The organism is Sphaerobacter sp. (assembly GCF_019683595.1).
GTDB lineage: Bacteria > Chloroflexota > Chloroflexia > Thermomicrobiales > Thermomicrobiaceae > Sphaerobacter.
Map to the genome: position 1 here is coordinate 1 of NZ_JADGHZ010000107.1, position 11,973 is coordinate 11,973.

Consider the following 11,973-nt stretch of genomic DNA (forward strand, 5'->3'; position numbering starts at 1 on the left):
TAAAAAACACCACCCCCCCCCCCCGGCGGGCCCCGCGGCCGGGGGGGGCGGGGGGGCCGGCCGTGCAGGGGCCCCCCTAGGCGATCACGTCGCGACGCTGGAAGATGACCAGCGCCCCCAGCGCGGAGACAACCCCGATCGCGAAGAGGACCAGCACGCCGACCGGGATCGTGCCGCTCGCGAGCGCGTCTTGCGGCTTGAACGGCGTGAAGATCGACAGGTAGCGCAGCCAATCCCACCGTGCGCTCAAACTGCTCACGACCCACAAGATGTAGCACAGCAGCGTGATCCCGGCCGCCAGCCCGGCCGGACGGCCGCGGTCGGCCGAGAGGGACGAGAGCAGCACGGAGTAGCCGCCGACGGCCACGGGGAAGCTGAGCAAGACCACCCCGGTCGCCAGCAGCGGCGCCGGGCCGATCGTCTCACCGACCAGCGCCCCGCCGATCACGAGTCCCAGCAGCGTGATGGCGACCAGCGCCACAATCCCGGCCAAGAACGCGCCCAACTTGCCCAGCAGCAGTCGCGTGCGCGTCTCCGGGACCGACAGCCAGAACTCGACCGTGCCGCGATCGATCTCCATCGCGATCAGGCCAGCGCCGGTCATGATGACGAAGACCCCCACGATGAGCGGCCACACCACGTTGAGGTACTCAGCCCCGACGAAGCCGGCGAGCGTGCCCATGTCGCTGATCCCGAAGGCCGCCCGCACCGCAGCGGGGAAGGACTCGAGATACTGATTGATCATCTCCGTGTCCTCACGGATCGCGGGGAACAGGAGGATGATGGACACGGCGTAGAGGAACAGGCCCAGCCCGTACCACAACACCGTGGGGCGCAGGTCGCGCGTCGCCCGTCGCAGCATCACCACGCTCATCGCTCGACTCCCACCGGCTCCATTGCCGTCTCGGTCGTTTCGGCGCTGTAGAAGCGCAGGAACACACGCTCGAGATCCGCCGGCGCGAAGGTGAAGTCCTCCACCGGCAGCTCGGCCAACAGCCGCAGCAGCGGCTGCACCGGCCCGCGCACCCCCAGCTCCAGATGGCGCCCTTCATCAGCGACGGACTCCACCACTACGCCGTCGAGCGCCGTGAATCGCTCGGGCGCGACCGGCTCGCGGAGGATGAGCGACAGGTGCCGCTCCCACTTCCGCTTCAACTGCTCCATGTCTTCGATCGCCACCAGTCGCCCCTCGCGGATGATCCCAACCCGGTCGGCGATGCGATCGACCTCATCGAGGAGATGCGACGAGAGAAACACGGTGACGCCCCGGGCGCGCTCTTCCCGGATCAGGTCGAGGAAGTCGATCTGCTTGAGCGGATCGAGCCCGCTGGTCGGCTCGTCTAGGATCAAGAGCGGCGCTTCGTGCATCAGCGCCTGGATGATCGCGAGCTTCTGCCGGTTCCCCTTCGACAGGTGGCGGATCGTCCGGCTCAGGTCGATGTCGAGGCGCTCGGCCAGCTCGTCGCGGCGGCGCCGGGACTTCCCGCCCCGGAACGCGCCCATGAAGTCGAGGAACTCAGCCCCGGTCATCTTCTCGTACAGGTGGATCTCGCCCGGGAGATAGCCGACGCGGGCCTTCACCGCGGCAGCGTCGGCCCAGCAGTCGAGGCCGAAGATGCGGGCGGTCCCGCTCGTCGGCTTGATCAGCCCCATCAACTGGCGGATCGTGGTCGTCTTGCCCGCGCCATTGGGGCCGAGGAAGCCGAACACCTCCCCTTCGTTGACGGTGAAAGTAACGTCAACAATCCCCCGATACTTGCCATAGTAGCGGGTGAGCCCGTGGACCTCGATCGGCAGTGGCATATGTGCGCCTCCTGGCTCCTTTCGCCGGCGCGCGCGTGCTGCGTGCCCACCTATGATACGCCTCCGGATCAAGACGGGGATTCACGGACATCACGAGTCGGCTGCATCGCTCCAGAACGCGTACGTACGCAATGAATGAGCGGGCTAGCTGTCACTTCGTTCACCATCTCACGCAGTCGCTACGCCAACTGCGGTCAGTTCCCCCTTCGGGACTGGCGCGCAGCGTGAAAACCGGGTACAGTTAGCTCCACAGGCTGGGGAATGGAACATCGCTCGATTCCGCGCTGACCACGACCATTCCTCATTCTGAAACACCGGCGTCGCACGCGGTGCGGATCTGCGGGCCGGTCTCGGCCGTCGGGGCGGTCGGGGACAGTGCCAAGAAACGGTCGCCGGCGGTCGGGCTCGGGGGATTTCCCGATCGTGCGGCATCGGTGGGCCACCAGCAAGCCGGGGACATAGCCGCCATATCACACGGTCGCACAGGGCGTGCGACGCGAACCCTCGGGGGCGGGCAGGCGAGGCCCTCACCGTTGGAGCGGTTAGTCGTCATGAAGCGCGCGGTCATCCTCATTCTCATAGCCGCCGCGATTGTGGCGTTGTTCGTCATCACCGACCTGGAGTCGATGAGCAGCGCCATCCTCAGCATGCCGGGTGAGATGTTCCTCGCGCTGGTCGCCCTCCTGATCGCGAACGAGCTGGTCAAGGGCCTGCGCTGGGCCTTCTTCCTCCGGGCCGCGCGTCTCGACATCCGCATGGTCGACGGCCTGAGCAGCTATCTCGCCGCGCAGGCGGCGACGGCCATCCCGGGCGGCTCGATGCTGGGCGCTCGCCTGGCGCAGGAGCACGGCCAGGTGCGGATGCACCAAGCGGCATCGGGACTGGTCGGCCAGGCGCTGGCCGATGTCTGGGGTATCTCCCTGCTGGCGGCCGGAGCAATCTTCCTGACGGAGCAGCGCCCGGCACAACTGCTTGTACCCGGCGTCGGCGTTCTGCTCTCGCTGGCGGTCTTCACCGGCCTCCGCAGCCCGCGGCTGCGCCGCGCGGGCATCGAGTTCTTCAGCCGCTGGCGGGTGACGCGGCGCTTCCTCTCCATGGAGGAGGACTTCCTCACGCACGCCGCCACGTTGATGCGCTCGCGGACGCTCGCCATCGGCGCACTCTTCAGCGTCGCCTCCACCATCCTCTCGGCTCTCATCCTGCTGGTCATCACCGCCGCGTTGACCGACCGCGGGATGACCGGCGGCGAGGCGATCTACGCCCATACCGTGAGCGTCGCGACACGGCTGGTGGTCCCGGTGCCGGGGGGCTACGGTGTTGGCGACGCGAGTCTGGCCGGGATGCTCAACTACATCGGTATCGGGCTGGCGCGCGCGACGTTCATCGCCCTCGCCTACCGCTCCGTGGGCGTGCTCTTCCGCACCTTCCTCGGACTGCTCGTCCTACTGGCCCGCTACCCGTACCTCCTCGTCGGGCCGATCGACATGCCGCGCCCGCAGCCCGTCGGCGTCCGGCGCTGGGCCCCGCGCCCCCTGGCTCGCCGTGTTGCCTTGGCACTCGTCGCGCGATCCGCCCGGATGCGAGCCGAGCCGAGCACCGCAGACGTGTCCAGCACGACCATCCATGGAGGGGACTAAGTTCCCGTTGACCGCACCGCCGCGGCGGGCGATCATCCTCTCGCCCCCGGCGCATGCCGGGGCGACTGTTCCGGCGCGTGAGAAAGGCGAGCGATGGATCTTCTCGTCATCGGTGGGGCGGGCTTCATTGGCAGCGTGGTCGCGGGTCAACTGCTCGCCGCAGGCCATCGAGTGACGGTCTACGACAATCTTGTCAACGGCCACCGCGCGGCGATCCCCGACGGCGCCGACTTCGTCCACGGCGACGTGCTGGACCTCGACACGCTGACCCGCACGCTTAGCCGCGGCTTCGACGGCGTCTTCCACTTCGCCGCGCTGTCCCTCGTCGGGGAATCGGTCGCCGAGCCCGGGCGCTATTTCCGCACCAACATCGGGGGCACGGTGAACGTCGTCGAGGCCATGCGCGCCACCGGCGTCAACCGCCTGGTCTTCTCCTCAACCGCCGCCGTGTACGGCATTCCCGACTGCGTGCCGATCCCGGAGACCGCCCCGCTCCGCCCGATCAGCCCCTACGGCGCCAGTAAGCTCGCGGTCGACACCTTCCTCGGTTTCGCCGCCGAAGCCTACGGCCTGGGCGCGGTCAGCCTGCGCTACTTCAACGTGGCCGGCGCCTGGGACCGCTTCGGCGAGGACCACCGGCCCGAGACGCACCTCATCCCGCTCGCGCTCCAGGTGGCACTCGGCCGGCGGCCGCACCTCGCCGTCTTCGGCAACGATTACCCCACACCGGACGGCACCTGCATCCGCGACTATCTGCATGTGGAAGATCTGGGTGTGGCCCACCAGCTCGCGCTGGCGGCTGCCGACTCCGGGACACACCGCATCTACAACCTCGGCAACGGCGCCGGGTTCTCGGTACGTGAAGTGATCGAGACCGCGCGCCGCGTCACCGGGCACCCGATCCCGACGGTCGAGGCGCCCCGCCGCGCGGGGGATCCGCCGGTCCTCGTCGCGTCGAGCGAGCGGATCCGCGAAGAATTGGGCTGGCAGCCGCGCAAGCCCGACCTGGAGACGATCATCGCCGACGCCTGGGCGTGGATGCAGGCGCACCCACAGGGGTATCCGGACGAGTAAGGGGAACGCTACCGCCGGCCGGTCCAATCGGAGAAGCGCCGCGGCAATCGCACCGGGAGCCGCGCGGTCTTCCACTCCGCGCGCCGCCGCCGGGCGTCCCGCTCCCGCTCTTCCTCCCAGGCGCGCTGCTGAGCGGCGTATTGACGGAGGCTGATTGCCCGCATCACCTCACGGCGGGCCCGCGCATCGAAGTTGGGCAGGAGCATCAACGTCGCCTCGTCGACCTGCTCGACGGCGGCAATCGTGTCCAACCCGTAGCGATGCAGGAGGCGCAGCACCCGAGGGCTGAGATCCAACTCCTCGATCGGTGGATGCACGCGGCGCCGCACCTGTCGCCAGAGCTCCTCCACCGTCGCGATGATCAGCACCGGCACCGACATCATCAGCACCGCCGCCGCCAGCCAGCCGACGCCGACCAGGACGAGGCCCCCAACCTCCGCGCCGAGCCAGCGCATCGGCGCGACGAGCATGGCAGCACTGACCGCGATCGCCCCGAGCGACCGACGGATTGGATTGACGCTGAAGGGATCGAAGACGGTGTGCGTCGGCCCCGGCCCGAGCGCACGCCCGCGGGTTACCTGTCTCACCACCACCCGTCCCAGCCAGGACGCCGCACCGGGCAGCTCCTGCCCGGGATCGTTCACTATACCAGCGCCCGGCCGCGGGGTACAGTAGCGATGAACGAAACAGCGGGATTCGCACCGCAGCGCGCCAAGGACACGGAGGCAGCCCATGTCGCTGAGCAACAAGGTTGCGGTTATCACCGGCGGGACGGGGAATCTGGGGCAGGCCGTGGTGTCGGCGTTTCTCGACGCCGGGGCAACGGTCGTCGTGCCGTACCGTAGCGAAGCGTCCTTCGCGACGCTCCGCGCGCGGGTGGGCGACGACGGCGGACGCCTACACGGCCAGCAGGTGGACGTGACCGACGAGGCCGCCGTGGCGCGGTTCGTCGATGCGGTCCTGGCGGAGCACAAGCGGATCGACTACTTGCTCAACCTCGTGGGCGGGTATGAGGGCGGCAAGTTCCTGGAGTCGGACCTCGACCAGTGGGATCGTCTGTTCCAGTTGAACGTCCGCCCGACGCTCGTCTGCACCCGTACGGTCCTGCCGCACCTCGTGGCCCAGGGAAGTGGGCGGGTCATCACCGTGGGTGCGCGCACGGCCCTCGAGCCGGCGAGCGGGAGCACCGCGTACGCCGCGGCCAAGGCGACGGTGGTCGCCATGACGCAGGCGATCGCGCGGGAGGTCCGCACCACCGGCGTGACCGTCAACTGCGTCGTCCCCAGCACGCTCGACACGGAGGAGAACCGCCAGTCGATGAAGGGGGATCCGTCCCGCTGGGTCCGGCCGGAGCAGGTCGCGGCACTGATGCTCTACCTGTGTTCCGACGCGGCGGCCGCGATCAACGGCGCGGTGATTCCGGTCTACGGGCAGCTCTGACGAGCCGGCTCAGTGCGGCATCACGTCGGGGCCGGTTGCCTCGTAGGCGGCCGGGTCGCCGCGCATACGCTGCACGATGGCGAGTGTCTCGATGGCGCTCAGGCCGAAGCGCCGCAGCGTGTGGCGAGTCATCTCGAACGCCGCCTCGTGGAGCGGCAGGACCGCCAGCGAGACGCCGCGCGAGAGCATGAAGCGGCGCTCTTCCTCGGAGTGCACCCGCACGACGATATCCAGATTCGGGTTGACCCGCCGGGCGTATTCCACCACCAGGCGCGCCGCGAGCGCGTCGGGGATCGCCACCACCAGGATGCGTGCCGTATCGAGGTGCGCCTGCTCCAGCAGCACCGGGTTGTCGGCGCTGCCGAGCAGGGCGTAGACACCCTGGTCCCGCAGGGCGTACACGATGTCGCGATCCTGCTCGATGACGATGAAACTGAAATCGCGCCGCCGCAGCGCTGCGCCGATGAGGCGGCCGACGCGCCCGTAGCCGCAGATCACCGCATGGCCCTGGAAGGGGGCTTTCTTGCCTTCCGGAACTGCTTCGGCGGTCAGGCGCCCGGCCTGGCGGCGCTCGTAGGCCCGCGCGAGGGGATCAGCCAGCGCGTTCAGCCAGGGTGAGAGTGTGATGCTGATCGCCGCCCCACCCAGGAGGTAACTGAAGACGGTCGGCGTGACCGCGCCGGCCTCCACGCCTGCGCGCGCCAAGATGAAGGAGAACTCCCCCGACTGTGCCAGGGCGACGCCGGTCAGGAGGGCCGTCGCAGTGGTGTATCCGAACAGCCGGATGATCCCGGTCGTGACGGCGCCCTTGAGAAGCACCATCACCGCCACCACGAGGAGCGTATAGGGCCAGTTCCGCGCAAGGAACCCGACGTCGACAAGCATGCCGACCGAAACGAAGAAGAGGCCGACGAAGACGTCGCGCAGCGGCTGGACCGAACCGAGGATTTCGTGCGACAGGTCCGACTCGCTCACGACCACGCCGGCCACGAAGGCGCCCAGCGCCACGGACACACCGAAAAAGAGCGAGACATAGGCTGCTCCGAGCGCGAAGGCTGCCACCGCCATCACGAAGATCTCCCGGTTGCGCAGGGCGGCGATGCGCTCGAACAGATACGGCAGCACCCGGCTGCCGACGACGACGAGGAGAAAGAGGAAGAGCCCGGCCTTGACTGCCGCCAGGCTGAGCGTCTCCGCCAGGGTAATCCCCGAGCCGCCAGTCACGACGGCGGGCAGGATCACGACCAGCCCCACCGTGCTGAAGTCCTGGACCGTCGACCAGCCCAGGGCGATGCGGCTCTGGAGCGCACCGGTCTGCCCGCGCTCTTCCAGCACCTTGCTCAGGACGATAACGGAGGAGTTTGAGACGACCGCCCCGAAGAAGAGCGCCTCCTGCCAACCCAGACCGGTGCCGCGCGCGATCAGGTATCCCAGGCCGATCAAGATCAGGATCTGCGCGCTCCCGCCGAAGATCGCAACCGGCCCCACTCCCTGTAGTTCGCGGAAGGAAATGCGCATACCCACGGTGAACATCAGCAGGATGACGCCGATGTCCGCAAGCGCCTCGACCGGTGCCACTTCCCCCGACGGGCCAGGGGTGGTCGGCGAGAGGATTAGGCCGGATATGATGTAGCCGAGGATGACAGACTGACCGAGGCGGGCAGCCAGCGCCCCGCCGACGGTGGCCACCGCCAGGGCCAGAACCAGGTTCACCAGCAGGCCTGAGTCGATCACCGATCCACCGTTCCCCGGCGTCTACCCAGTGGGGTCCGTGCACAGCCTATTCTCACGAGACGGGTCGAAAAACGCGCGCTCATGGCGAGCATACACGATGACGTGCCCCGCTCGCGATGCGCCTCGCTCGCCATCCCCTTCTGCAATATGCACGTTGTCTTCACCACAATAATTTATGTAGACTCCGATATTGTGGTCACGTCGCCGTGACCGAGGGCCAGGCAGCGTGGCGGGGTGGAGCACCTGTCCGTCGGGACAGGCAGGTGCTGCCCGTTTCGGCGCTGCCAGCCCGACCCGACGGTGGAAGAAACAGCGGGTCGTCCCCAGCTATGATCCACCATGAGCGAATAGGCCGGGCACGTACAAGCCCATCCAAGCGCCCGGTGCTCAGGCGATCCATCGACATGAGGACTGAGGGAGTGAGGAGCGTCAACGCATGGTTTCGTCTATCCAGGAAGATCGCTTAGCTGTCACCGCGGAGCGGGACACCGATCTGATCATCACCGCCACAGGCGTCGAGAAGACCTACGACACCGGCAAGCTCCGAGTTCCGGCGCTGCGCGGCGTCGATCTCACCGTACGCCGTGGTGAGATGGTGGCCATCATGGGGCCGTCGGGATGCGGCAAGACCACGCTCCTCAACTGCCTGTCGGGACTCGATACCATCGACAGCGGCACGATTCTGATCGCGGGCACGGACCTCTCCAAGCTGTCCGACAACGCGCGCACTGAGTTCCGGGCTCGCCAGATGGGTTTCGTTTTCCAGTTCTACAACCTCCTGCCTGTGCTCAGCGCCGTGGAGAACGTCGAGCTGCCTTTGCTCGTCAGCGGCGTGCGCCCGAAGGACGCGCGCGCACGCGCCCTTGAGGTGCTGGAGCAAGTGGGACTGGCTCAGTGGGCCAACCACCGACCGGCCGAGCTATCCGGCGGCCAGCGGCAGCGCGTGACGATCGCACGCGCCCTGGCGAACCAGCCGGCGATCGTCTGGGCCGACGAGCCGACCGGCGACCTGGACAGCCAGACCGCAGACGAGGTCATGGGCCTGATGCGCCACCTGAATCAGACAAACCGGCAGACCTTCGTCGTCGTCACCCATGACCCGCGCATCGGTGCCATGTGCGACCGGATCATCCGGATGCAGGACGGCCGAATCGTCAGCGACGGCCTCGTCGAGTAGTGCTGCCGATCCGAAAGGGAAGACCTGTCGATGGATAACATCTTCGGCATCCCCATGCAGTCGATCATGCTGGCACTGCTCATCGCGTTTGGGCTGTGCCTCGGCGTCGGCGGCTGGATCTACCTTCGCCAGCGCATCATCTTCCGCATGGGCATCCGGAACGCCCGGCGCCGACCGGCCCAGACGTCCCTGATCGTCATCGGCCTGATGTTGAGCACGCTCATCATCGCGGCCGCGCTGACGACCGGCGACACGCTCAACTACAGCATCAAGTCCACCGTCCTGGACGTTCTCCAGCACACCGACGAACTGGTCGTCCCCGTGAACGGGGACGATGCGGAGCCCGACGCCCAGCAGGGCGTCACCTTCCCGCAGCAGGTCGCCGCGGACCTGCAGAACGCGCTGGCCGACGACCCGGTGATCGACGGGCTCATGCCCGTCCTGGCGCAGCCCGTCCCGATCCTCAACCCCCAGACCCAGCTCAGTGAGCCAATAGTGACCGCGGTGGGGATCGATCCCGCGGCGCTCGAGCCCTTCGGCGGGCTGCGTGACCTCGATGGGAACGACATCGATCTGACCGCCCTCCCCGAAGGCGCGGTCGTCCTTGGGAAGACGGCCGCCGAGCGTATCGACGCGGTGGTCGGCGACACGCTGACGGTCTACATCAAGAACCAGCCCCGCGACATCACCGTGGCTGCCATCGCCCCCGACTCGATCCTGACTGGCATGCATGACCTGGGGCAGGCCGGCGGCTTCGTGATGACCCTCGACCGCGCCCAGGAGCTCCTCGAGCTGCCGGGTCAGATCAGCTTCATCGCGGTGTCGAACACCGGTGGCGTCGACGACGGCGTCGAGGCGACCGACGAGGCGGTCTCGGCGATCGACGCGGCCCTCGGCGATGCTCCGTACGGGGCGGTACGGGTCAAGCAGCGCGCGCTGAATACGGCCGAGGAAGGCGCAAGCGTCTTCACCAGCATCTTCCTCGTGCTCGGGCTCTTCTCGATCGCGGCGGGCATCCTGCTGATCTTCCTGATCTTCGTCCTGCTGGCCGCGGAGCGGAAGCCCGAGATGGGTATGGCCCGCGCCGTCGGCATGAAGCGACGCCAGTTGACCGAGATGTTCCTTGCCGAGGGCATCGCCTACGACCTCGTCTCAGCTCTGATCGGCTCGGCTCTGGGCGTCGGCGTGGCCTTCGTCATCGCGGGCGTCATGGGGCGGCTCGTCGGCGATTTCTTCACCATCGTCCCCACCGCGCACTGGCGCAGCTTGGTCGTCGCCTACAGCCTCGGCGTCGTCGTCACCTTCGTCACCATCGCCATCTCTTCCTGGCGCGTCAGCCGGCTCAACATCGTGCGCGCCATCCGCGACATTCCGGAGCCGCAGCGCCAGCGGGCCGGCAACCGCTGGCTCATCTTCGGCATCCTGGGCGTGGTGCTCGGCGCGCTGCTCATGTGGGTCGGTGCCGACAGCGACAAGCTCTTCCCCTACTCCATCGGTATCTCCGTCTTGCCGCTCAGCCTGGCGGCGGCGCTGCGCCGCTTCGGGCTGCCTGCGCGCCTGCTGTACACCGTCGCATCGCTCGTCGTTCTGGCCTTCTGGCTGCTGCCCGATTCGATCTACAAGAAGATCTTCCCGGACCTCAGCGGCGGGATGGAGATGTTCTTCGTCTCCGGCATCATGATTGTCGCCGCCGCCACCATGGCGATCGTCTGGAACGCGGAGATCGCCACGACCCTGGTCCGCCTCTTTGGGCGGACCTTCAGCCGCTGGCTGCCCGCGGTCAAGACCGCTGTGGCGTACCCGCTGGCGAGCAAAGGCCGCACCGGCATGACCATCGCCATGTTCAGCCTCATCGTCTTCTCGCTGGTCATGATGGCCACCATCGATCACAACTTCACCAGGCTCTTCTCCGGTGAGGAGGCCGCGGCCGGCTGGGACATCGCTGCAGCACGGGTCATGAACGACCCGATGCCGCCCTTCGACCAGGCGCTGGCCGAGAGCGGAGTGGACACGAGCCGGGTTACCGCGACCGGCCGCGTGCGCCAGGTGGCGTCGTACGACTCCCAGATTCGCCTCGCCGGCACCGAGGAGTGGAAGCGATATACCATCAACGGCGCCGATGCCTCTTTCATCGAGCACAGCCACGCGCCGCTCTCGATCCGCGCCACCGGGTACGACAGCGACGCCGCCGTCTGGGAGGCGCTGCGCCAGAATCCCGACCTCGCCGTGATCGACAGCGTTGCGCTCCCGGGGCCCACCGTGCAGGTCGGCTCAGCCGCGAACTTCTTCCTCGAGGGCGTCCAGGCGGGCGACACGACCATGGAGCCGATCCAGATCGAGATCGGTGATTCCGTGAGCGGTCGGACGCGTACGGTGACGATCATCGGCGTGATCGACCCGAAGGTGTCGATGCTCTATGGGCTCTACATGAACGACGAGGCGTTCGACCAGGTGTTCGCGCAGCCGACCCAGACCATGTACTACGTTCAGACGCAGTCCGGCACGGACAACGTCGCCTTCGCCAAGGAGATCAAGGCGAAGTTGATCGCCTACGGTGTTCAGGCGGAGTCGCTTGAGAAGCTGATCGAGCAGGGAACGGCCGTGTCGCGCGGCTTCCTGATGCTCGTCGAGGGCTTCATGGCGCTCGGCCTCGTCGTCGGCATCGCGGCCCTCGGCGTGATCGCCTTCCGCTCGGTCGTTGAGCGACGCCAGCAGATCGGTATGCTCCGCGCGATCGGCTACAGCCGCGCCATGGTGGGCGCGAGCTTCCTGATCGAGTCGACGATGATTACCATCCTGGGCGTCGGCTCGGGGACCATCCTGGGGCTGATCCTCTCCCGGAACCTGATGACGAGCGATGAGTTCACCGGCTCCAGCGGGTCCGCGGCGAGCTTCCTCGTCCCCTGGGGAACGATCGCGCTCTTCGTCGGTATCGCGCTGGTGGCCGGGCTCGTGATGGCCTACATCCCGGCCCGTAAGGCGGCCAGCGTGCCGATCGCCGAAGCGCTGCGCTACGAGTAACGCGCGACATCGCTCACATCCGGCACGAAGCGGCGGGAGGGTGGCCAGCCGCCCCGTCGTGCTTTGGGGGCACCGGGGAGTGCGGTG

At 67.7% G+C, this 11,973-nt stretch carries 9 protein-coding genes; 5 read left to right on the top strand and 4 right to left on the bottom strand.

What is annotated here, in order from left to right; translation table 11 throughout:
• Positions 1 to 76 precede the first annotated feature (76 nt).
• Both IRZ30_RS11540 and IRZ30_RS11545 read right to left on the bottom strand, forming a co-directional pair.
• The gene (locus IRZ30_RS11540) at positions 77 to 874 is read right to left on the bottom strand and encodes an ABC transporter permease subunit (protein WP_294085272.1); all 798 of its coding nucleotides are present in this window, start codon (positions 872 to 874) and stop codon (positions 77 to 79) included.
• Positions 871 to 1,803 (bottom strand): ABC transporter ATP-binding protein, encoded by a 933-nt coding sequence (locus tag IRZ30_RS11545; RefSeq protein WP_294085273.1) that lies wholly within the window; start codon positions 1,801 to 1,803, stop codon positions 871 to 873. The genes IRZ30_RS11540 and IRZ30_RS11545 overlap by 4 nt, the downstream gene beginning before the upstream one ends.
• 551 nt (positions 1,804 to 2,354) lie before the next feature.
• Between IRZ30_RS11545 and IRZ30_RS11550 the strand changes: the two genes are divergently transcribed.
• Both IRZ30_RS11550 and galE read left to right on the top strand, forming a co-directional pair.
• On the top strand, positions 2,355 to 3,440 hold the full coding sequence (locus tag IRZ30_RS11550; RefSeq protein ID WP_294085274.1) for a lysylphosphatidylglycerol synthase transmembrane domain-containing protein: 1,086 nt from the start codon (positions 2,355 to 2,357) through the stop codon (positions 3,438 to 3,440).
• A gap of 93 nt (positions 3,441 to 3,533) precedes the next feature.
• Positions 3,534 to 4,514 (top strand): UDP-glucose 4-epimerase GalE, encoded by a 981-nt coding sequence (gene galE, locus IRZ30_RS11555; RefSeq protein WP_294085275.1) that lies wholly within the window; start codon positions 3,534 to 3,536, stop codon positions 4,512 to 4,514.
• 8 nt (positions 4,515 to 4,522) lie between these two features.
• Here galE and IRZ30_RS11560 read toward each other — a convergent pair whose 3' ends face one another.
• Positions 4,523 to 5,101, bottom strand: a complete 579-nt coding sequence (locus tag IRZ30_RS11560; protein WP_294085277.1) for a DNA-directed RNA polymerase subunit alpha C-terminal domain-containing protein — start codon at positions 5,099 to 5,101, stop codon at positions 4,523 to 4,525.
• 145 nt (positions 5,102 to 5,246) lie between these two features.
• Between IRZ30_RS11560 and IRZ30_RS11565 the strand changes: the two genes are divergently transcribed.
• A complete protein-coding gene (locus tag IRZ30_RS11565) occupies positions 5,247 to 5,954 on the top strand; it encodes an SDR family NAD(P)-dependent oxidoreductase (protein ID WP_294085278.1) in 708 nt (235 codons plus the stop codon).
• Between the two features lie 9 nt (positions 5,955 to 5,963).
• Here IRZ30_RS11565 and IRZ30_RS11570 read toward each other — a convergent pair whose 3' ends face one another.
• Entirely contained in the window at positions 5,964 to 7,688 is a 1,725-nt protein-coding gene (locus tag IRZ30_RS11570; protein WP_294085279.1) for a cation:proton antiporter, read from the bottom strand.
• Positions 7,689 to 8,124: 436 nt separating this feature from the next.
• On the opposite strand from IRZ30_RS11570, the gene IRZ30_RS11575 reads away from it, so the two are divergent.
• Together IRZ30_RS11575 and IRZ30_RS11580 are read left to right on the top strand one after the other, a co-directional pair.
• On the top strand, positions 8,125 to 8,865 hold the full coding sequence (locus IRZ30_RS11575; protein ID WP_294085280.1) for an ABC transporter ATP-binding protein: 741 nt from the start codon (positions 8,125 to 8,127) through the stop codon (positions 8,863 to 8,865).
• A gap of 30 nt (positions 8,866 to 8,895) precedes the next feature.
• Entirely contained in the window at positions 8,896 to 11,886 is a 2,991-nt protein-coding gene (locus tag IRZ30_RS11580; protein ID WP_294085282.1) for an ABC transporter permease, read from the top strand.
• Positions 11,887 to 11,973: the final 87 nt, after the last annotated feature.

What these genes read in the sequence shown, in the direction of transcription:
- IRZ30_RS11580 (WP_294085282.1), top strand. Translation starts at nt 8,896, where the DNA reads ATGGATAACATCTTCGGCATCCCCATGCAGTCGATCATGCTGGCACTG.
- IRZ30_RS11565 (WP_294085278.1), top strand. Translation starts at nt 5,247, where the DNA reads ATGTCGCTGAGCAACAAGGTTGCGGTTATCACCGGCGGGACGGGGAAT.
- IRZ30_RS11575 (WP_294085280.1), top strand. Translation starts at nt 8,125, where the DNA reads ATGGTTTCGTCTATCCAGGAAGATCGCTTAGCTGTCACCGCGGAGCGG.
- IRZ30_RS11540 (WP_294085272.1), bottom strand. Translation starts at nt 874, where the DNA reads ATGAGCGTGGTGATGCTGCGACGGGCGACGCGCGACCTGCGCCCCACG.
- IRZ30_RS11545 (WP_294085273.1), bottom strand. Translation starts at nt 1,803, where the DNA reads ATGCCACTGCCGATCGAGGTCCACGGGCTCACCCGCTACTATGGCAAG.
- IRZ30_RS11550 (WP_294085274.1), top strand. Translation starts at nt 2,355, where the DNA reads ATGAAGCGCGCGGTCATCCTCATTCTCATAGCCGCCGCGATTGTGGCG.
- galE (WP_294085275.1), top strand. Translation starts at nt 3,534, where the DNA reads ATGGATCTTCTCGTCATCGGTGGGGCGGGCTTCATTGGCAGCGTGGTC.